General features: G+C 41.2%; 19 protein-coding genes and 14 tRNA genes. All 33 read left to right on the top strand.

Annotation, left to right across the window (positions count from 1 at the left end; genetic code table 11):
* The first annotated feature begins 83 nt into the window (after positions 1-83).
* Positions 84-155 (top strand) — tRNA-Asn (locus DXB39_RS11160).
* Positions 156-185: 30 nt separating this feature from the next.
* A tRNA-Glu gene (locus DXB39_RS11155) sits at positions 186-257 on the top strand.
* 75 nt (positions 258-332) lie between these two features.
* A tRNA-Thr gene (locus DXB39_RS11150) sits at positions 333-405 on the top strand.
* A gap of 6 nt (positions 406-411) precedes the next feature.
* Positions 412-485, top strand: a tRNA-Ile gene (locus DXB39_RS11145).
* 20 nt (positions 486-505) lie between these two features.
* Positions 506-579 (top strand) — tRNA-Asp (locus tag DXB39_RS11140).
* A gap of 4 nt (positions 580-583) precedes the next feature.
* Positions 584-656 (top strand) — tRNA-Val (locus tag DXB39_RS11135).
* Positions 657-659: 3 nt separating this feature from the next.
* Positions 660-743 (top strand) — tRNA-Leu (locus DXB39_RS11130).
* Positions 744-774: 31 nt separating this feature from the next.
* Positions 775-848 (top strand) — tRNA-Arg (locus DXB39_RS11125).
* Between the two features lie 75 nt (positions 849-923).
* Entirely contained in the window at positions 924-1865 is a 942-nt protein-coding gene (gene nudC / locus DXB39_RS11120) for an NAD(+) diphosphatase (RefSeq protein ID WP_117841675.1), read from the top strand.
* Between the two features lie 79 nt (positions 1866-1944).
* The gene (locus DXB39_RS11115) at positions 1945-2553 is read left to right on the top strand and encodes a hypothetical protein (protein ID WP_117698507.1); all 609 of its coding nucleotides are present in this window, start codon (positions 1945-1947) and stop codon (positions 2551-2553) included.
* A 39-nt stretch (positions 2554-2592) separates the two neighbouring features.
* On the top strand, positions 2593-3036 hold the full coding sequence (locus DXB39_RS11110; RefSeq protein WP_117841676.1) for a DUF1700 domain-containing protein: 444 nt from the start codon (positions 2593-2595) through the stop codon (positions 3034-3036).
* A gap of 54 nt (positions 3037-3090) precedes the next feature.
* Entirely contained in the window at positions 3091-5460 is a 2370-nt protein-coding gene (locus DXB39_RS11105; protein ID WP_117841677.1) for a Crp/Fnr family transcriptional regulator, read from the top strand.
* A 358-nt stretch (positions 5461-5818) separates the two neighbouring features.
* The gene (locus tag DXB39_RS14785) at positions 5819-5995 is read left to right on the top strand and encodes a hypothetical protein (protein WP_158561539.1); all 177 of its coding nucleotides are present in this window, start codon (positions 5819-5821) and stop codon (positions 5993-5995) included.
* A 114-nt stretch (positions 5996-6109) separates the two neighbouring features.
* Positions 6110-6400, top strand: a complete 291-nt coding sequence (locus DXB39_RS11100) for a rhodanese-like domain-containing protein (protein ID WP_117698510.1) — start codon at positions 6110-6112, stop codon at positions 6398-6400.
* A gap of 63 nt (positions 6401-6463) precedes the next feature.
* Positions 6464-7621: a THUMP domain-containing class I SAM-dependent RNA methyltransferase gene (locus tag DXB39_RS11095; protein ID WP_117841678.1), complete on the top strand. Its 1158-nt coding sequence runs from the start codon at positions 6464-6466 to the stop codon at positions 7619-7621.
* Entirely contained in the window at positions 7618-9333 is a 1716-nt protein-coding gene (locus tag DXB39_RS11090) for a lectin like domain-containing protein (RefSeq protein WP_117841679.1), read from the top strand. The genes DXB39_RS11095 and DXB39_RS11090 overlap by 4 nt, the downstream gene beginning before the upstream one ends.
* Positions 9334-9344: 11 nt before the next feature.
* The gene (locus tag DXB39_RS11085) at positions 9345-10424 is read left to right on the top strand and encodes an N-acetylmuramoyl-L-alanine amidase family protein (protein WP_117841839.1); all 1080 of its coding nucleotides are present in this window, start codon (positions 9345-9347) and stop codon (positions 10422-10424) included.
* Position 10425: 1 nt separating this feature from the next.
* A complete protein-coding gene (locus tag DXB39_RS11080; RefSeq protein WP_022243474.1) occupies positions 10426-11025 on the top strand; it encodes an XTP/dITP diphosphatase in 600 nt (199 codons plus the stop codon).
* A 13-nt stretch (positions 11026-11038) separates the two neighbouring features.
* Entirely contained in the window at positions 11039-11548 is a 510-nt protein-coding gene (locus DXB39_RS11075) for a metallophosphoesterase family protein (protein WP_117841680.1), read from the top strand.
* 124 nt (positions 11549-11672) lie between these two features.
* Positions 11673-11747, top strand: a tRNA-Pro gene (locus DXB39_RS11070).
* 6 nt (positions 11748-11753) lie between these two features.
* A tRNA-Gly gene (locus tag DXB39_RS11065) sits at positions 11754-11824 on the top strand.
* Positions 11825-11846: 22 nt separating this feature from the next.
* Positions 11847-11920 (top strand) — tRNA-Arg (locus DXB39_RS11060).
* A gap of 46 nt (positions 11921-11966) precedes the next feature.
* A tRNA-His gene (locus DXB39_RS11055) sits at positions 11967-12040 on the top strand.
* Between the two features lie 36 nt (positions 12041-12076).
* A tRNA-Gln gene (locus tag DXB39_RS11050) sits at positions 12077-12148 on the top strand.
* 70 nt (positions 12149-12218) lie between these two features.
* Positions 12219-12291: transfer RNA gene (locus DXB39_RS11045), tRNA-Lys, on the top strand.
* Positions 12292-12636: 345 nt separating this feature from the next.
* The gene (locus tag DXB39_RS11040) at positions 12637-12825 is read left to right on the top strand and encodes a hypothetical protein (RefSeq protein WP_118057256.1); all 189 of its coding nucleotides are present in this window, start codon (positions 12637-12639) and stop codon (positions 12823-12825) included.
* Complete coding sequence (locus DXB39_RS11035) at positions 12822-13310, top strand: pyridoxamine 5'-phosphate oxidase family protein (protein WP_117698516.1); 489 nt, start codon at positions 12822-12824, stop codon at positions 13308-13310. Before DXB39_RS11040 ends, DXB39_RS11035 begins: the two co-directional genes overlap by 4 nt.
* Positions 13311-13552: 242 nt before the next feature.
* Complete coding sequence (locus DXB39_RS11030) at positions 13553-14221, top strand: response regulator transcription factor (protein ID WP_117698517.1); 669 nt, start codon at positions 13553-13555, stop codon at positions 14219-14221.
* Positions 14209-15129 carry a sensor histidine kinase gene (locus DXB39_RS11025; RefSeq protein ID WP_117841682.1) on the top strand — a complete coding sequence of 307 codons (921 nt, stop codon included), beginning with the start codon at positions 14209-14211 and terminating at the stop codon, positions 15127-15129. The genes DXB39_RS11030 and DXB39_RS11025 overlap by 13 nt, the downstream gene beginning before the upstream one ends.
* Positions 15105-15812, top strand: a complete 708-nt coding sequence (locus DXB39_RS11020; RefSeq protein WP_330416519.1) for an ABC transporter ATP-binding protein — start codon at positions 15105-15107, stop codon at positions 15810-15812. Before DXB39_RS11025 ends, DXB39_RS11020 begins: the two co-directional genes overlap by 25 nt.
* Positions 15805-18357 carry an ABC transporter permease gene (locus tag DXB39_RS11015; protein ID WP_158565990.1) on the top strand — a complete coding sequence of 851 codons (2553 nt, stop codon included), beginning with the start codon at positions 15805-15807 and terminating at the stop codon, positions 18355-18357. Before DXB39_RS11020 ends, DXB39_RS11015 begins: the two co-directional genes overlap by 8 nt.
* Before the next feature lie 101 nt (positions 18358-18458).
* Positions 18459-18977 carry an RNA polymerase sigma factor gene (locus DXB39_RS11010; RefSeq protein WP_117841684.1) on the top strand — a complete coding sequence of 173 codons (519 nt, stop codon included), beginning with the start codon at positions 18459-18461 and terminating at the stop codon, positions 18975-18977.
* A gap of 110 nt (positions 18978-19087) precedes the next feature.
* Positions 19088-19906: a hypothetical protein gene (locus DXB39_RS11005; RefSeq protein WP_117841685.1), complete on the top strand. Its 819-nt coding sequence runs from the start codon at positions 19088-19090 to the stop codon at positions 19904-19906.
* Positions 19907-19920 lie beyond the last annotated feature (14 nt).

Here is a 19920-nt window from a genome sequence, read left to right as displayed (position 1 = left end):
GATGACCATCTTAGAAATAAAGTTTTCGGATTCCTGTATGAAGTTTTGAAGGTATGTTATAAAATAGCATAGCCTATTCATAATCCTCGATAGCTCAATGGTAGAGCGCACGGCTGTTAACCGTGATGTTGTAGGTTCGAGCCCTACTCGGGGAGTTTTTTTATCAACATTGATAAATAATATATGGCTCCGTGGTCAAGCGGTTAAGACATCGCCCTTTCACGGCGGTAACACGGGTTCGATTCCCGTCGGAGTCACTTGGGTGAAAACTCATGGATTGTAAACTGCAAGATTGGCTGAAAGGCTGGGTTCATAGTCTGCAGAAGGCATACGCCGATGTGGCTCAATTGGCAGAGCAGCTGATTTGTAATCAGCAGGTTATCGGTTCGAGTCCGATCATCGGCTTTATATGGACCTTTAGCTCAGTTGGTTAGAGCAACCGGCTCATAACCGGTCGGTCCTGGGTTCGAGTCCCCGAAGGTCCACTTTTATTTTAAATTTATTTGGCCCAATGGCTCAGTTGGTTAGAGCGCCGCCCTGTCACGGCGGAGGTCGCGGGTTCGAGTCCCGCTTGGGTCGTTTTGGGATCTTAGCTCAGCTGGGAGAGCATCTGCCTTACAAGCAGAGGGTCACAGGTTCGAGCCCTGTAGGTCCCATATGCCCGCGTGGCGGAACTGGCAGACGCGCAGGACTTAAAATCCTGTTGTGGTGACACAGTACCGGTTCGATTCCGGTCGCGGGCATTCATACCGATGGTATGTAATAATTTAATATGTGCGTGTAGCTCAGCTGGATAGAGCACTTGGCTACGGACCAAGGTGTCGGGAGTTCGAATCTTCTCACGCACGTGGAAAAAGGACTTTGAATCTTTGTTTAGCAGAGATTTGGGGTCTTTTTATTATATAAAAAAGGGTGGCGCAGGTATGATACAGGATATTGCACCAATGAAATTTCACAATGAATATCAACAGAGAGAATGCCGGGATAAGGATATCGTATTTTTATTTTCGGGAAATAAACTCCTGGTAAAAAAAGATTCTAAAATCAGTTTCTTCTATATAAAAGAGTTTTCAAAAGAACTTATAAAAGAGACAGAACAAGAGGCTGACGGATTCGGTAACAAAAGATTGCAATATCTGTTTTCTATTGATGATGTACAGTATTATCTGCTGAATGTATGGACAAAGGAAGAAGCAGAAAAAGAGGTAGAAAAGCAGCTTGATGAGCAGGTCAATAGGCAGAGCAAAAAGCAGAACCATAATATTGGAAATATGGAATGGGTTACGATTCGCAGCCTGCGGGAAACAGTTTCAAAGAAAGATTGTTTTGCTGCGGCAACGGCATATCATTTGTATGTGTGGTATCGGGATAACCGTTATTGTGGCAGATGCGGAAAGGAATTGCAGCCGGATACGAAGGAGCGGATGATGCGTTGTGCATGCTGTGGCAATATGGTTTATCCGAAAATTGCTCCGGCAGTAATTGTGGGAGTAATATACGATAATAAAATATTGATGACAAAATATTCAGACAGGGAATATAAGAAATACGCATTGATTGCAGGTTTTACAGAAATTGGCGAAACTGCGGAAGAGACAGTTCGCAGGGAAGTCATGGAAGAAGTAGGATTGAAAGTAAAGGATATTGTATACTATAAGAGTCAGCCATGGGGCTTTGATTCCAATCTTCTGATGGGATTTTATGCCAGAGTGGAAGGAACAGATGCCATTACTTTAGATAAGAATGAACTTTCACTGGCTGAATGGGTACCAAGAGAACAGGTTGCAGGCATGGATGATAAAATCAGTCTTACCAGGGAGATGATGGAGAATTTCTATCAGAATGGCGAAAAATGTTTGCAATAACTACATTTTCTTGACAGTTTTGCATAAAAAATATATGATATAGAAGTGAAAAATCTTTTCAGAGAGGACTGATTTATTAATGAAGAATGAGAGTAAAAAGGCGAATGCAAAGCTTACATCAGTTCTTGCAGCAGTGCTTATTATAGTAGTAGCCATTGTAGCGGTAATTGCTGTAAAGACAAAGGATAGTGGAAGTCTTGGAACTTATTCATGTGAAATTATGTCAAGCGATAATTCATCGACTGTTTTTGAAATTACATTTAATGAAAAGAATAATACTTATAAAGAGAATATCAGTGTGGGAGACAAGGCAGTAGAGCTGGCATCAGGAACATTTGTCATGGATGGAAATAAGCTTACACTGACCTCCGATGGTGGCGATGTACAGAATCTTGTAAAACAGGGAAAATACCTGATTGCAAAAGATTATTTATATGAAGGTGAGATACCGGATGGAGATACTTTTGATGCTACCTGTACATTTAAGAATAGTAATAATGTGGTATATTCCATTACCTTTAAAGCGGATGGAACTTATGTACAGGATGATAATGGAGATGTATCGGAAGGAACTTATACGCGTGACGGAGACTGGATTAAACGTGAGAGCAGTTCTGGCACAAGCGTAGGAATTGATTATTTGATTTATAGCGGAAGAATAACTAATTCCTACTATATAAAAAAATAAAACAAAAAAGTAATGGAATAGAAGAGTTGAGGAAAATAAATGTCAAGAGAGGAATTCCTAACAGAATTAAGAAAGGCTTTGCAGGGAAGGGTAAGCCAGCAGGCGGTGAATGATAATCTCCGCTATTATGAAGAATATATTCTTACAGAATCTCATAAAGGAAAGACGGAGGCTGAAGTAATTGCAGAATTAGGAAATCCAAGACTTCTTGCAAAAAGCATAATTGATGCAGAAAATGCAACGGCAGAGAAAACTACAGCAGAACCACAAAAGGGAATGGATGGGCAGGAAACAGCTTCCGGAGAGTATTCTTTTAAGAAGATTAAAATTCGAATCTGGCTTATATTAGCGGCAGTATTTCTGTTTGTAATTTTGCTTATAATTCTGCTTGCACAGGTAGTTGCATTTTTACTTCCGGTTCTGCTTCCGGTAGCAATCATTTTCTTTTTATTTATAGCAATGGGTATGAACAAAAGATTTTAATAAGCAAGTATAATAAAGTAATTTTAATATAGAAATAACAGAGGAATTTGTGTTATGGCAATGATTAAGGTCCCGGCAGGGAAATGCTTTATCAAGCATGGAACAGCGGTAAATGCACTGTATATGGTAATTCATGGAACAGTGAGACAGGTGTCTAAGCTGGAAGAAGTGCAGATTGGAAGCGGTAATATAATAGGTCTGATGGATTGTGCAGAAGAAGAATATATAGCAGATTATGTGGCAGCGGATGATGTAACACTTTATCCGTTTCATTATCATGCTCCGGAGGACTTTGGTAAGATATTTATCAGTCAGCCGAAATATGCAGCAGCATTTTTATCTGTGGCAATTCGTGAGGCAGACCATATGCTTGGACGAAACCAGAGATTTCAAAACAGTACAGAAAAATATTATAGCTTTGCACTGGCAATGTATCAGAAATATCAGGAGTTATGTAGAAAATATTGCATTCAGGAGAAAAGTTTCCGGAGAATAGAGAGCCTGCAGCCTTATGTAAGAACCAATATGGCACCGAAATGGGAAGCGGATTATTTCCATGAACTGGCAGAACTTGGGAATAGTGGAACTATGGATTTCTTTCAGCAGAAAGAGGATTTGCTGACGGGACAGATTATGCAGGCAGCAAGAGCTATGTGCAAAGCGGTAAGAGAGATTGACCATGCAAAAGAATATTTACAGGAGCATGTAAATCTGTATCTGGATACCAATCGAATGGATTTATTACAGCTTTATTTTGACATGGCAGCCCGTGCAGCAGCAAGTGGAGCTGACATCGAGGAAATACGACAGGCAATAGAGCCATTGTTACAGTTTATCAAGGACAACCGTCTGGGAGATGCAGGAGAACGGGACAAACGAATTACGGAATATCAGACTTATGATTTTAGCAATATAAAGATAAAGGCAGATGCAATATATAACTTTGCAGGAGAACTGATTGGTGAAGTACCAAAGCCGCAGGCAGAGGATAAGCTGGTTCAGGGAACGGAAGATTTACTGGAACAGGAATATGCGGAAACCGATGGAGAAGAGGAAGAAGAAACAGAGGACTGTCTGGTACATATCTTAGAATATGCAGGAGTGGCAGCAGAGGATGTACATAAAATTCGAAGCAAAATGCATGAATATGATGCAATTCCGGATAATTTTGATAATGATGAGAAAACGAGAAAACTTCGGAAAGAGTTGACAGCATTATTCTATGCTACTTATAAAAATGTATTTAAGCATGCCATGAAAGATGCGGATGACCTAGACCCGGTTATTCAGATGTTTTTGAATTTTGGATTTATGGATGTGGGAATGGTAGGAGAAGATACCGCTAATGAACTTTATGATTTGACAGATAAACTGTTCAAGTGTAAAAGCGACCATGTCTATACCATGTTTGAGTGGCTAAAGAGCATCTATGAAGGAAAGAATGAACCAAGCCGGAATGAATTTGACCTGGATTATAATGGATATCTGGCAGAGCAGAAGCGGATGGGTAAGCTGGATGCAGCAGGAATGGAGCGGTTGAAAACAGACTGCTGGGAAAAGACCAAATATGAGATGAATAATATGTTTGTGTCAACGAACCGGGCAACTTATGGAAAAGTAAGTACCTTCTGTCCGATTCTGAGCAAGCATGACATGGTGCAGGAAGCAGAGAAGATGCTGGTGACTGCAGAGCGGATTGAGGAGGCAATCAAAAAAGTCCGTGAAGTTGATTATTCGTTGTTCTACCGTGAAGTGATTTTTTCAGATCCGATGCATGGTGTAAATGCTGAACCGGTGCAAAAAGAAGTATTTCCAGATGTTATTCTGATGCCGAATGTGGGAATGAAAGCAATGATGTGGCAGGAGACTGCCGGAGTAAAACGTGATACATCCGCCCGATTTGTTTTCCCGGTTATGACTATCTACAGCCTGCAGGATATGATGATAGAGACCTGCGGAAGATTCCGTTGGGAAATGTGCCGTAAGATACAGGGAATGCGTTGGAATGATATTACAGAGAAATCCCTAACTTCAGAATATTGTGATTATATCCAGTACTATCGGAAAAACCGTGATTTATCCACAGAGGCAAAGGAGAAGATTAAGAATACACTCTGGAAGTCAAAGAATAACTATCGTGAAGTATTTATTTCTGATTATATTGGATGGATTAAATACGAGGCAGGCGGCAGTTTCCGCCTGAACCGTGTAGCAAGGGATATTCTGTTCCGTTATTGTCCGTTTGCCAAGAAATACAGGGATGCATTAGAGGCAAACCCGATGTATCAGGATATGATCAGCCGGTTTAAAATATTCCAGGAACGTAAACTGCGTCATATCGATGGATTCCGTACCAGATATGAGAAGAACGGCGGCGAGATGAATATGGAACTGCAGGAAAATATGAATTTCTATAATATGTAAAGAACAATAACTACGAGAAATACGTTTTGCGAGCTATCGCGGTGCTCGCAAAATCTGAGTAGAAAAGAAGTTTGCTCAAGCGAGCTTGGCTCCTTCTTTTCTCTCAGATTTTTCTCGCTACTCGCGTAAATAAGAAAGCCACATGAATCTTAGGATTCCTGTGGCTTTCTTGAGGGGAGTATAAATAATTAATAAGGGGTATAACTGTATAAAAAAACAATTCTTATACGAAAAAAATTATAATATAAAAGTTTTTAAAATGCAATGCAAATGAGAATAATAAGAAGAAATTAAGAAATAATATCACTGTATCAGAGAATCAAAAGAAAAAGTATCTGATAAAAAAGGAGGCGATATTATGGCAAAAAATGCAGATAATGCAAAAAACAAAACAAGCAATGTAAACCGCACAATGAATGCTGATAATGATTTTGAAAATGCGGATAACAAAACCGGCAACAAAGCAGGCAATAAGACCAGCAACAGAAGTGATAATAAGGCGGATAACAAGACATCCAACAAATGTAATTACTAGGTCAATCTTATTGAAAAACTGCATATATTAAAATAAGAAACAGATTACAAGGAACACTTTGTAATCTGTTTTTTATAGCAGAAAAAGTCAGGAGATTTTTGGGGGAGATGGCATATGAGATTTACGGCTATCAGTGTAGCGGAATTATGGAAACTAAAAGATGATCCACAGATATATATTGTTGATTTGAGAAGCAGGGAGGATTTTCAGGTATTTCATTTGAGAAATGCCCACTGTTATCCTTATGATGAGATAGAACACTGGGAGCATAAGTTGCCGAAAAATCGCAAGATACTGCTGTGTTGTGAGTATGGAAATACAAGTATGTATGCAGCAAAAAGACTGACGCGGCAGGGATATCAGATATATACTCTGATTGGAGGCCTAAATGCACTAAATGGATAGAAAAGAACATTGACAGTGTCATTTAGAACAGATAAGATAGTAGTGATAATGGAGAAAGAACATATGAAAACATACGAATTAACAGTGCCATGTCATTTTGGCTTAGAATCAGTTTTGAAAAAAGAAATATATGATCTGGGATATGAAATCTCAGAGGTGGAAGATGGAAGAGTGACTTTCATTGGTGATGCAGAGGCAATCTGCCGTGCAAATATTTTCCTGCGTACAACGGAGCGTGTGCTGCTTCGGGTAGGAAAATTTAAAGCGGAGACATTTGATGAATTATTTGAAGGAATCAAGGCACTTCCATGGGAAGAGTATATTCCTGAAAATGGTAAATTCTGGGTCACCAAGGCTTCTTCCATAAAGAGTAAATTGTTCAGTCCGTCAGACATCCAGTCTATTGTTAAGAAGGCAATGGTAGAACGGCTGAAACAGAAATATCATACCAATTGGTTTGAAGAAAGTGGTGCATCCTATCCGGTACGAATTTTCCTGTTGAAGGATGAAGTAATGGCAGCATTAGATACCTCCGGAGAATCTTTACATAAGAGAGGCTACCGGACTCTTACCAGTAAGGCACCAATCACAGAGACCCTTGCAGCAGCATTGATAATGCTGACTCCATGGAATAAGGACAGAATATTAGTAGATCCATTCTGCGGAAGTGGGACATTTCCGATTGAAGCAGCAATGATTGCAGCCAATATAGCACCGGGCATGAACCGTAGTTTCTTAGCAGAGCAGTGGACAAACCTGATACCGCGTCAGCTCTGGTATGATACAGTAAATGAAGCCCAGGAAATGGTGGATACCGATATTAAGGTGGATATCCAGGGATATGATATTGATGAAGAAATTGTGCGTGCAGCAAGAGAAAATGCAAAGCGTGCCGGTGTGGATGGCATGATTCATTTCCAGCAGAGACCGGTAAGCCAGTTGAACCATCCGAAAAAATACGGATTTATCATATCCAATCCGCCATATGGTGAGCGGCTGGAAGAAAAGGCAGCATTGCCGGAATTATACAGGACAATTGGTGAGGCATACAGAAGGCTGGATTCATGGTCTATGTACCTGATTACCAGCTATGAGAATGCACCAAAGGATATCGGAAGAAAACCGGATAAAAACCGCAAGATTTATAATGGAATGTTAAAGACATATTTCTATCAGTTCATGGGACCGAAGCCACCAAAACGGAAAGGGACAAAAGAGTGAGGGAAAAAGTACGTTATTCTAAGAGATATGTAGTATTCACGTTACTTTTAGTTCTTGCATTGATACTGAAATTTGCCAATTTGAAGGGTGTAACCGAAGAAATCGGACAGTTCCGTGGTGCAGATTTGCAGAGCAGCGACTGGAACCCTCTGATTGCAAAAAGCATCAATGAGAAGAATCTTACGGTAGCGATTGATAATAAAGTATATACCAACAAGCACAATGGAATCTATATGGATGAAAATCTGAATCTGATGGTACCATTGGACTTGATTCGGGACAGTTATAACTGCAGCGTGCATCTTTACGATGACACGGCTCTTTTGATAGAAAAATATTCAGACAGCTTGTGGATGAGCTTAGATGACCAGGAAGTACGGATAAATGATGAGAAGGAGAAATTTTCTTCCGCACTGACACGGATTGATGATCGTTATTATGTGCCGGCAGAAGTCATTGCTTCGAAGCTTGGTTATTCTTATGCCTGGGATGTTAACAAAAATGAAGCAGTGGTGGTGAATACTTCTTCTGAGACAAGCATTCTGCCATCTCATTATGACTTGCGGGAGAGAGGAAGAGCACCGCAGGTGAAGAACCAGGGAAATAAGGGAACCTGCTGGGCTGCATCTTCCCTGGCAGCACTGGAATCCATGCTGCTTCCGGAAGAAAATGATGTATTTTCAACCGATAACATGAGCCTTGGAAACAGTTTTGGCTTAGGACAGAATGATGGTGGAGAGTATACTATGAGCCTGGCATATCTGACTGCATGGCAGGGACCGGTATTGGAAAAGGACGACCCATATGACGGTGAGCTGACAAAGAATTTAGCTCCAGTCAAACATGTGCAGGAAGCGCAGATTATTGAAAGCAAGGATTTGGAGAAGATTAAAGAGGCAGTTTTTAAATATGGTGCAGTCGAGACTTCTATTTACAGTACACTGCAGAATGTCAACAGCCGTTCCGAATATTTTAATCAGGAGACCAATTCTTATTGCTATGTTGGTTCAGAAAAGCCGAATCATGATGTGGCAATTATTGGCTGGGATGACAGTTATGCGAAAGAGAATTTCCCGGGAGATTTAGAGGGAGACGGTGCATTTATCTGCCAGAACAGCTGGGGAAAAGATTTTGGAGACAATGGAGTATTCTATGTCTCTTATTATGATACCAATGTAGGAATTCACAATCTGGTTTATACCGGAGTAGAAGATACCGATAATTATGATATGATTTATCAGTCCGATTTATGTGGCTGGGTCGGTCAGCTGGGATACAACCGTGATACCATTTACGGAGCAAATGTATATACAGCGGAAAACAATGAGAATTTAGAGGCAGCAGGCTTCTATGCAACCGGGAAAAATACGGAATATGAAGTATATGTAGTAAAGGACTATGATGGAAGGGAAAGTCTGTCCAAACGGCAGAAAGTAGCTTCCGGAAAGTTTGATAATGCAGGCTTTTATACCGTTACTTTTGATAAGAAAATTGCAGTGGACAAAGGTGAAAAATTTGCCATTGTACTGATGATAAAGACTCCGGATTCCGTGCATCCAATGGCAATTGAATATAAGGCAGATGAATCAACCAGAAACGTAGATCTTTCCGATGGAGAGGGATATATCAGTACCAACGGCAAGAACTGGGAAAATGTAGAAGAAACCCAGTCTGCAAATCTTTGTATAAAAGCATATGCAAAAGAAAGGTAAGTCAGAGCGGGATGGAAGAGAAAGTTATTAAAGCAGCTACCGTGATGATCACTGCCATAAGCATTATTGTGGCAGGAACGCTGCTGTTTTTTCCACAACTTCATATCCGGGCAGAGGAAAACAGGGAACTTCGGGCACAGGAAGCCATCGAGCGCAAGGAAAATATGGATGCGCTGGAAATGTTGCAGTATAATACGGCAAATGTAGACAGCCAGGAGGGCATCAGCTTTGATCAGCAGCTTCGTATTGCATTACCGGAAAATGTGACACCGGAAGATGTCAGCGTAGAAAATGACTATCTGACCCAGACCATTACCATTAAAATTCCGGGAGCAGATGAGAATTATCTTTATAACTATCCAATGATAGGAAAGAGCTATCATATAGATAATCTGACTTATGAAAGTGAGCCGGAATATGGTGTAATTGAGATCTCTTTAGATAGTGTGGTGGAATTACAAAAGACATCTGACGAGCATTATATTTATATGGATTTTTTGACACCACATGAAGTCTATGATAAAGTTGTGGTAATAGATGCAGGACATGGTGGAAATGCACCGGGAGCTACAAAGCAGGGCATTAATGAGAAAGATATTGACCTTGCTATAGTGCTTAAAGTAAAGGAATTATTTGATGAAGCAGGAGATGAGAGCGTCGGAGTCTACTATACGAGAACGGATGACAGCAATCCAAGTCTTGAACAGCGTGTAGATATGGCAAACAAAGCCGGGGCAGACCTCTTTATCAGCGTACATAATAATTCTACCAAGAGCGGAAGAATGTCCAGTATCAACGGAACAGCAGTCATGTATGATGAAGAGAAGGCATCTGAGGAAAATGGAAGTATGCAGTTAGCCCAGATTTGCTTAGAAGAAATGACAGCGGCGTTAGGAAGTACCAGTAAGGGAATTGTAAAAGGACACGAGATTTATATTATACGAACAGCAGAGATGCCGGTAGCATTGATAGAAGTAGGCTTTATGACAAATCAGGATGAACTGAACCGGTTGAATGATGAATCATATCAGAAAGAGGCAGCACAGGCAATTTATAATGCAATTTACCGGGCATTCCAGGAGGGATATTAAGATGAATAAAATAATATTTGCAACAGGAAACAAGGACAAGATGAAAGAAATCCGCATGATTTTATCGGATCTTGATGTAGAGATTCTTTCTATGAAAGAAGCCGGAATCAGCGTGGATATTGAAGAAAATGGAACTACTTTTGAAGAAAATGCACTGATTAAGGCAAAAGCTGTGGCAGCATATACAGATGCTATTGTTTTAGCTGATGATTCTGGTCTGGAAATTGATTATCTGAATAAGGAACCGGGTGTATATTCCGCCCGTTATATGGGAGAAGATACCTCTTATACCATAAAAAACCAGAATCTTTTGGATCGTCTGAATGGAGTACCAAAGGAACAGCGGACCGCACGCTTTGTATGTGCAATTGCGGCTGTATTACCGGATAAAGAAACACTGGTAACCCGTGAGACAATTGAGGGATATATTGGATTTGAGCCTCAGGGTGAAAATGGATTTGGCTATGATCCAATCTTTTATGTGGATGAATATAACTGCTCCACAGCAAGCTTGCCACCGGATAAGAAGAATGAAATGAGCCATCGTGGAAAAGCATTACGCGCAATGAAAGAAGCACTCATGGGAAAAGGTTTATCATAAAGGAAGATAAAAGATGAGAGTATTGATAGTAAGTGATACCCATAAGAAACATGAAAATCTGATAACGATTATGGAAAAAGAAAGACCTTTTGACCGTATGATTCATCTGGGAGATGCAGAAGGTTATGAGGACTATATTGCGGAACTGGCAGGATGTCCACTGGACATTGTGGCAGGAAATAATGACTTTTTCTCTGAACTTCCGAAAGAAAAGGAAATTGAAATCGGAGGATTAAAGGCATTGATTACCCATGGACACTACTATTATGTTTCTGCCGGTCTGGAGGATATCAAGAAAGAGGCAAGGGGAAGAGGCATGGATATTGTAATGTTCGGACACACCCACAGACCGCTTATAGAAAAGGATCATGGTGTAGTGGCATTGAATCCGGGCAGCACATCATATCCTCGTCAGGATGGACATCTGCCGTCTTATATCGTGATGGAAATCGACGCAAATGGTACTCCGGACTATCAGCTCAAATACCTTTCTGAAGAAGAAAAACCCAAAAAACCTTTATAAATTGGGGCAAGATTCGGAGTTGTAAAAATTTTTTGAAAAAATTTGAAAATAAATGTTGACAATTGGTATATGCTATAATATAATATGTCTTGCGTCACGGAAAAAGAAATTTAAATAGCGTTGACGGGGTGTGGCTCAGCTTGGCTAGAGCGCCTGGTTTGGGACCAGGAGGTCGCAGGTTCGAATCCTGTCACCCCGACTTCATGCGGGTGTAGTTCAATGGTAGAACACCAGCCTTCCAAGCTGGATACGTGGGTTCGATTCCCATCACCCGCTTTCTAATTGGAAAATTAGATATGTGTTCGTAGCTCAGCTGGATAGAGCAACGGCCTTCTAAGCCGTGGGTCGGGGGTTCGAATCCCTTCGAGCACATTTTCCCGAGAGGGAAGAGAGACCGCCTGATGGCCGGAATCTTATGGTGGGTATAGCGCAGTTGGTTAGCGCGCCAGATTGTGGCTCTGGAGGCCCAGGGTTCGAATCCCTGTATCCACCTTGATGCGATGGTTAGAGCATCTTTTGTAAAATTGATGGGCTATCGCCAAGCGGTAAGGCACAGCACTTTGACTGCTGCATACGTTGGTTCGAATCCAACTAGCCCAGTTAAGCTGTGATGTATCTTGAAGGATTCCAAAAGGATTTGGAAAGAGCACTTATCGAACTAAATATGTATGGGATATTAGCTCAGTTGGTAGAGCACTTGACTTTTAATCAAGTTGTCCGGGGTTCGAATCCCCGATGTCTCATTAACAGTGAAAAGCGTCATTCATATGAATGACGTTTTTTTGTACGAAAAAATATCTGTAAAGCCGCTATTAATGCGGGGGTTGTGGGAAGAATGAAACAGCACGGAAATGTAAAGTCCGATGAGAAGAGTAAAGAAAAATAATACTAAGAGGCTGACATTTTTATCTTTATTTTATTTTTAAGAGGGATTTTGAATATCTTCGTCTTCATTTCATCTTCAAAAGGAGAAAAAGAAGCGTTTGCGTAATTAGGTAGAATGCTTTATGATTAAGACAATGAGGTGTTAGGAAGGCTTTCAAAAATCTTTGGAGAAATATATAAAGATTGGAAGGAATGGTGAAACAATGTATTATGGGAAAGAAACAGGTGAATTAAAAAAAGCAAGAGAAGAGTATGAAAGTATTTTTGGTTATGATCCAAATGGAGAAATGGAATTAGAGTTTAATGAACAAGACGAATATTTAGCAGTTTTATTACAGTGTATAGAAGAAAAGAAAGATATGTTTGATGTACTTGGAGGAGAAAAAGCATGACAAGAAGAGAACGTGAAGTAACAGATATAAATGAAATCCTTAAGATTATGGATGCCTGCAAGATTGTGCATGTGGGACTTGTGGATGGTGACCAGCCTTATGTGTTACCGATGAATTACGGCTATACCTATGAAGATGGGAAAATGGTGATTTACCTTCATGGAGCAAAGAAGGGTTATAAGTATGATTTGATAGAGAAGAATCCGAAGGTATGCTTTGAAATGGAGTGTGATGTGGTGCCATTTGAAGGAAAGGTGGCATGTCAGTATGGTAATTCCTATTCCTGTGTTATGGGAAAAGGGAAAGCTGTTATCGTAGAGGATGTAAATGAGAAAATGCAGGCACTTTCCATTTTGATGAAATGCCAGACCGGAGGCGATTTTACTTTTAATGAAGAACTGGTATCCATTGTCAATGTGATTCGGATTGATGTAAGTGAATTCAGCGCAAAAAGAAGACCGATTCCGGAAGGATTGAAAAAGTAACAGAATAACAGAAGATTGAAAAAGAAATATTGACAAAGAAATATTGATAAAGTAGAAAGCAGGATTATGAAAGTGTAATTCCTGCTTTTTTCTATCCTCAATCATTTATCACAAAACTGTGACAATCTATTCGTTGCGCGACGTAGGAAGCATTTGTATAATGAGACATAGGAATGAACCGGGGAAAAGTAGGAAAGAAAAAAACGAATGACAACAGATAAGAAAAAGGATGTTTAGGGAAGATGGATAGAATATTAGTAGTGGAAGATGACCGGGAACTGAACCAGGGAATTTGCTTTGCACTGCAGCAGGCAGGGTATGAGACAGAAAGTGCCTATTCCATTCAGGAGGCAAAGCTTGCGGGTTTGCAGCAGGAATATTCGCTTATGATACTGGATGTAAATCTTCCGGATGGAGAGGGCTTTGGCTTTTGTAAATGGATTATGGAGCGCAGGAAAGTGAAGACCATGTTTCTTACGGCAAGAGATTTGGAAGAAGATGTATTATCCGGGTATGAACTGGGAGCAGAGGATTATGTGACAAAGCCATTTTCCATACATATTCTGCTAAAGAAGATAGCGGTCATTTTAAAACGGGAGACGGAAAATCCAAGAAATATTTATGAAGATGGATATCTGCGGATAGACTTTGACCGGGTCAAGGTAGAAATAGAGGGGAAAGAGTGCATGGTAACACCTACGGAATTTCGGATGTTACGCTTATTTATTGAACATGCAGGACAGCTGCTTTCTTATAATGTGCTGTTAGAGCAATTGTGGGACTGTGATGAAGCATATGTGGACCGACACACACTGGCAGTCAATGTGAACCGGCTCCGTGGAAAGATAGAGGATGCGGAACACAAATATATTTCAAATGTATATGGGATGGGATATCAATGGTTGCGATAGGAATAATAGCTGGCTGTGGCATTGTGATAAGTTATCTTCTAGTCAGACTGTATCGGCAGAAGAAGGAAATCTATGATTTTACGGAAGAACTACAGCGGTGTCTGACGCTGATGAAAGCAGGCGAAGACATTGGAAATGAAGCGGAGTTTAAGGACAGCCTTTGGGATAAGATTTATCAGGATTTGCAGGAGCTTATGGATGTTTGGAACAGGAAGAACCGACAGAGCCATAAGGAAAAAGAACAGATAAAAGAGTTGATTTCTGATATTTCCCATCAGGGCAGAACGCCAATGGCGAATATTAAAATATATCTGGAAATTTTAGAAGAGGAACAGGAAGATAAGGTGCGGCGGCAGGAGTGTATTGGAAAGCTGATAAAACAGACAGAACGGCTGGATTTCCTGATGCAGAGTCTGGTGAAGCTTTCGCGCCTGGAAACCGGAATCATAGAAATATGTGAAAAGGACACAAAGATTTTTGAAGTGTTAGGACTAGCGGTTGCGGCAGTGGTACCGGGAGCGGAAGCAAAAGAGATTTCTGTCCATGTGGACTGCCCGGAGACATTGAAACTGTTTTGCGATGCCAAGTGGACACAGGAAGCAATTTTTAATCTTTTAGAGAATGCAGTGAAATATACTCCAAAAGGGGGAAGCATCTATATTTCAGTAATGGAACAGGAGGTTTTTGGAAAAATCAGCATCCGGGATACCGGAAGGGGAATCTCTGCGGAACATCAGGCACAGATTTTTCAAAGGTTTTACCGGGAACCGGAAGTCCATGATGAGGATGGAATCGGGATTGGTCTGTATCTGGCACGAAAGATTGTGACGATGCAGGACGGCTATATGGAAGTGCATTCAGAAAGTGGAAAGGGGGCAGAATTTTGCATTTATCTGCCAATGAAATAAAAGAAGTAGTACGGACAGAGGAGTTAAAGAAATATTATCCGTTGGGAACCCATACAGTAAAAGCCTTAGATGGAGTGAACCTTACCGTAAAAGAGGGAGAATTTGTGGCAATCACCGGAAAGTCCGGAAGCGGGAAAAGTACGCTGCTGCATATGTTAGGAGCATTGGATGTGCCAACATCCGGAGAAGTCTATGTTGATGGGAAAAGCCTTGCGTCAATGACGAGGGAAGAGCAGGCAGTCTTTCGAAGAAGGAAGGTTGGTGTAGTATTTCAAAGCTATAACCTGATTCCTGATTTGAGTGTGTATGAGAATATTGTGCTGCCCATCGAGCTGGATGGAGGTTATGTGGACAAGGCATATATAGAAGAATTGTTAAGGCAACTGAAAATAGAAGATAAGCGGGATGCACTGCCGGGTACGTTATCTGGCGGTCAGCAGCAGAGAACAGCAATTGCCCGGGCATTATCTTATAAGCCGGCTATTCTCTTAGCGGATGAACCCACGGGAAATCTTGACACACAGACCAGCCATGATGTTATGGGATTGTTAAAAACAGTGGCACGAAAATATCAGCAGACTACAATTCTGATTACCCATGACATGGACGTGGCGCAGTTGTCAGACCGGATTGTATACATGGAAGATGGGAAAATCAGGAAGGAACGAAAGCTCTATGCTTAAAAATAATAATCAGGCTGTCATCCGTAAGATGGCAGTCCGTTCCATAAGGAGCAACAGAAAGAAAAACAGCCTGTATCTTGTGGCAATTGTATTGGCGGTGCTGATGCTGTTTACGGTTATGCAGACAGGGGCTTCCTACATGCATATGCAGTATGTCTGGCGGCTGCATTCTGTGGGGGAACTCTATGATGGAATTCTGATGGGCGGAGTCACAAAAGAGCAGGAAGAGACGGTAAAAGCAGATCCTGGTATTGAGGTAGTTGGAATTACAGAATTTATGCTGGGAAGCATTGGTGAAAAGAATATTTCTATCATATATGAGGATAAAAATTACCGGGAGAAAATGCATCAGCCAGGCATTCTACATCAGGAGGGAAGGTATCCTGAGACATCCGATGAGGTGATGGTTACAAAGACGCTATTGGAAAAGCGGAAGTTGGAAAATCTTACAATTGGAGATACGCTGCTTTTAAGCTATCAGAAGAAAGATGGAACCCAGGTAGAAAAGCCTATGAAAATTACGGGTATTATAGATGACTATGAAGAAACGGCCAACTGTTTCGTGACAGAAGATGTATTTGAACAGGCAGGCTACAGTCAGGCAGACTATGGCTGTGGCATTCTCTACTATCAATATCGCTTCTGGTTTGCATCAGACCGGATAGAGAACCGTCTGAAAGAAGAATTAAATCTGGAACGGAAGCAGAACATTCAGACAACATGGGACTGTGATAAGGTAAAGGGAATTTTTCTTGGAATGATAGGAATCATTATGTTAACCTGCCTCAGTGCCTATTTACTGATTTACAATATCATGTATTTATCCATAGAAGATAATATCCGTTATTATGGATTGCTTCGTGCTGTGGGAATGACAGAAAGCCAGATGCACCGGCTGTTGTGGCAGAAGCAGATTATTCTAAGTGGAATCGGAATTTTAATGGGAATAGTTTTAGGATTTCTGACGTCCTATCTTGTAATTCCCGGAACAATCCGGGTGCTGGGACTTCGCTCAGAAAAGATGGCTGTAACGATAAAACCGGAATTTCTGGTGCTGACGATTGCTATTATGGCAGTGACGGTCTATCTTGCCAGCCGTAAGCCGGTAAGAGTAGCAGAGCGCATTTCTGTCATGGAGGCACTGGGATATCAGACTTCGAAGGTAGTCTATACCGGAAAGAAAAGACGAACCGGGAAAAATATTATTTACCGTCTGGCATGGCAGCAGCTGTGCCGGATGAAGAAGAAAACAATCCTTGTCATCCTTTCACTATCAACCAGTCTGACTGTATTTCTATGTGTGGTAACACTGGCGGGAAGTCAGAGCAAACGGACGGCAGAGTTACAATATATGGATGCTGATATGGAACTGACCAATAAGAGTATGGTGGCTGATACATCAGACTGGAAACAGCCTTTCGATGACACATTTTGTGATAAACTTTCAAAAATAGATGGAGTAAAGGAAATCCACAAATTAAATTACAGTACAATCGTCGTACCCTGGGAGCCGGATTTTTCAGATCAGTGGATGCGTGATTTCTATGACCAGTGGATGTATATAAAATATGACGATGTAAGAGAAGAATATCAGCAGAATCCGGAACATTTCATGGCACTGGTGGTGGGAATCGATGAAAAAACATTTCATTATATCAATCAGCAGAACGAAACGGCAATTGATGAAAAATCATTTCTGGAAGGGGAAAGCTGCCTTTTATGCCAGCAATATATGGGATATACCAATGCGGATGTCAAAAATAAGAAAATAAGCTTTTATTTTCCGGGGCAGGAAACAAAGAAATACAGCACATCTGTTGCAGGACTGCAGAAGGATGACAGCCCATATCGTGGACCCAGCGAGGTAAGTTTATCTGTTGCGGGAATACAGGAGGATGACAGTCCGTATCTCGGTCCGACTGCCATGGGACCGACGATTATGATTTTAGTCAGTGACTCTTTTTTAGAGGATAAGGCAGAGAGCCTGTGGACATACAAGGTATCGGTGATTTATGACGAGGAATACGATAAGGAAACAGAAAAGAAAGTCAAAGAGCTGATACAGGAATCTAAGGATGCAAAAAATATTACCTGGAGCAGCAAGTTAAAGGGTATCAAAGAGCAGAAGCCGGCAGAACGGAAGATGTGGCAGCTAGGAATGGGAATCGCTATAGTTTTAGGGTTTATCGGTGTGATGAATTATATCAATACAGAGCTTGGCAGTATATCCGGCAGAAGGCGGGAAATTGCAATATTAGAAAGCATTGGCATGACCGGAAAACAACAGCGCAGGCTGCTTTTGACAGAAGGGATGTATTATGCGGGAATTTCGCTTTTCCTGACGGCAACGGTGGGACTTGGCATTGATGTGCTGTTGTTTCAGCGGATGAATTATCATAAGGTAGCATTTTCCATTCCTGTCATTCCGGTGGTTGTCATGATAGTGACACTGTTTGCACTGTGCATTTTCGTACCGTTGGCAGCAGGCAGATTTATGGAAGGAGATGGCACTCTGGTAGAGCGGATTCGTCATGTGGGAGAATAAAAAATAACTTTCACTGCAACCGTTTCTTCTGTTATTACAATATATAGGTGTAAGGGAAACATCCCAAAACAAATGACGGCGCGGTCTGGGAGAATGGAAACATGAACAAACAATTACTGGAACATTACATTGAGGCATACGGAACGGACATCTATTCTTTTTGTATCCGGCTGACACAGAACCGGGAACAGGCAGAAGAACTCTATCAGGATACCTTTCTTGCAATGTGTGAGAAGGAGGACTGGAAGGAAGAGGGAAATGTCAAAAGCTATCTGCTTGGAATTACCATAAAGCTCTGGCAGAACCGGAAGCGGAAATTTGCCTGGCGAAAGAGGATTGCAGCGGAGATTCCCTTATCGAAGGAGCAGGGACTGGAAGCATTTTCGGCAGATGAAAACTTAGAGCAGCATATGGTAAGCAAAGAAGAGCAGGAAGCCGTGTGGAAGGCTGTATACAAATTGTCGGAGCAGCTTCGCATCGTGATTCTTTTATATTATATGGAAGATTTCAAAGTGGCTGAGATTGCAGAAAAGCTGTCCCTCTCTATCAGTAATGTGAAAAGTAAACTGATGCGTGCACGTAGATATCTGAAGCAGGAATTGGAGGATTTTATCATATGAAACCAACCTTAGATGATTTATTACACAACTCCCTTATAGCAACTGATATTCCCTCGGAAGAACTCAACGAGAGGATTTTAAACCAGTCAACCCAAAAGGAGGTTGTACCTATGCGGAAGAAGGAAACGAAGAAACCATGGAAAATGGCACAGACAGCAGCAGCTGTGGCACTTCTTGTTTTAGTCACCGGCTGTGGTGTATATGCGGCAGAGCGGATCCTTGCACAAAAACAGATTGCGATTATTGATAATGAAACGGAATTTATGGAAAATGCCACAGAGACAACGATTCATTATGAAGAATTTTCAGGAGAAAATCTTGATTTTGCAGACAGCAAGGTGACAGACCGGACAGAGGAACTTATTCAAACTTCTGATTTCGTTGGAACCGTTACCGAAGGAACCAAGGATGATCTATGGAGCTTGAAGGCAGAAGAAAAGATTGATGGCAAAATAGAGGTGGGTTATGTCTATCCGAAATTAAGCGATGCTTTTAAAGACCATAATATTGGCATTGACCTTTCTTATATAGAAGCAAATTATCCAACACTCTGGAGTGAAAAAGCCTGTCAGCTTTGTTATGATTCCAGGGATGCAGACACATTTTCCCGGGGAGCATTCTTTGCCAGTTACCGGAAGGGAGACAGTCAGGCGGTGTCTATCCAGTATGAAGTATCGGATATAACAAATGAGGATGATTATATTTTTAAAGAAGCTTATGACAGCACCGGTACTTATACCACAGCAGATGGTGTGACACTGACCATTACCAGTCAAACAGCAGACAGCGGCTATACGATTACCTATGCCCGCATGATTACGGAATATAGTGATTTCGTTCTGACATTACGTGGGGATTTTTCAGAAGAAGAAAGCCATGTGATTTATGACAGTTTAAATCTATCTTCAATCTGTGAGACTGGGAAGTAGAATAAAAACGGTTC

The organism is Roseburia sp. OM03-7AC (assembly GCF_003462625.1).
Classification (GTDB): Bacteria; Bacillota; Clostridia; order Lachnospirales; family Lachnospiraceae; genus Roseburia_C; species Roseburia_C amylophila.
This window is presented reverse-complemented; position numbering and strand designations above follow the sequence as displayed.

Coding starts and splice junctions, on each gene's coding strand:
- DXB39_RS11085 (WP_117841839.1), top strand. CDS start 9,345: ATGGAAGAGAAAGTTATTAAAGCAGCTACCGTGATGATCACTGCCATA.
- DXB39_RS11005 (WP_117841685.1), top strand. CDS start 19,088: ATGCGGAAGAAGGAAACGAAGAAACCATGGAAAATGGCACAGACAGCA.
- DXB39_RS11040 (WP_118057256.1), top strand. CDS start 12,637: ATGTATTATGGGAAAGAAACAGGTGAATTAAAAAAAGCAAGAGAAGAG.
- DXB39_RS11030 (WP_117698517.1), top strand. CDS start 13,553: ATGGATAGAATATTAGTAGTGGAAGATGACCGGGAACTGAACCAGGGA.
- DXB39_RS11100 (WP_117698510.1), top strand. CDS start 6,110: ATGAGATTTACGGCTATCAGTGTAGCGGAATTATGGAAACTAAAAGAT.
- DXB39_RS11075 (WP_117841680.1), top strand. CDS start 11,039: ATGAGAGTATTGATAGTAAGTGATACCCATAAGAAACATGAAAATCTG.
- DXB39_RS11080 (WP_022243474.1), top strand. CDS start 10,426: ATGAATAAAATAATATTTGCAACAGGAAACAAGGACAAGATGAAAGAA.
- nudC (WP_117841675.1), top strand. CDS start 924: ATGATACAGGATATTGCACCAATGAAATTTCACAATGAATATCAACAG.
- DXB39_RS11010 (WP_117841684.1), top strand. CDS start 18,459: ATGAACAAACAATTACTGGAACATTACATTGAGGCATACGGAACGGAC.
- DXB39_RS11015 (WP_158565990.1), top strand. CDS start 15,805: ATGCTTAAAAATAATAATCAGGCTGTCATCCGTAAGATGGCAGTCCGT.
- DXB39_RS11105 (WP_117841677.1), top strand. CDS start 3,091: ATGGCAATGATTAAGGTCCCGGCAGGGAAATGCTTTATCAAGCATGGA.
- DXB39_RS14785 (WP_158561539.1), top strand. CDS start 5,819: ATGGCAAAAAATGCAGATAATGCAAAAAACAAAACAAGCAATGTAAAC.
- DXB39_RS11110 (WP_117841676.1), top strand. CDS start 2,593: ATGTCAAGAGAGGAATTCCTAACAGAATTAAGAAAGGCTTTGCAGGGA.
- DXB39_RS11115 (WP_117698507.1), top strand. CDS start 1,945: ATGAAGAATGAGAGTAAAAAGGCGAATGCAAAGCTTACATCAGTTCTT.
- DXB39_RS11035 (WP_117698516.1), top strand. CDS start 12,822: ATGACAAGAAGAGAACGTGAAGTAACAGATATAAATGAAATCCTTAAG.
- DXB39_RS11025 (WP_117841682.1), top strand. CDS start 14,209: ATGGTTGCGATAGGAATAATAGCTGGCTGTGGCATTGTGATAAGTTAT.
- DXB39_RS11095 (WP_117841678.1), top strand. CDS start 6,464: ATGAAAACATACGAATTAACAGTGCCATGTCATTTTGGCTTAGAATCA.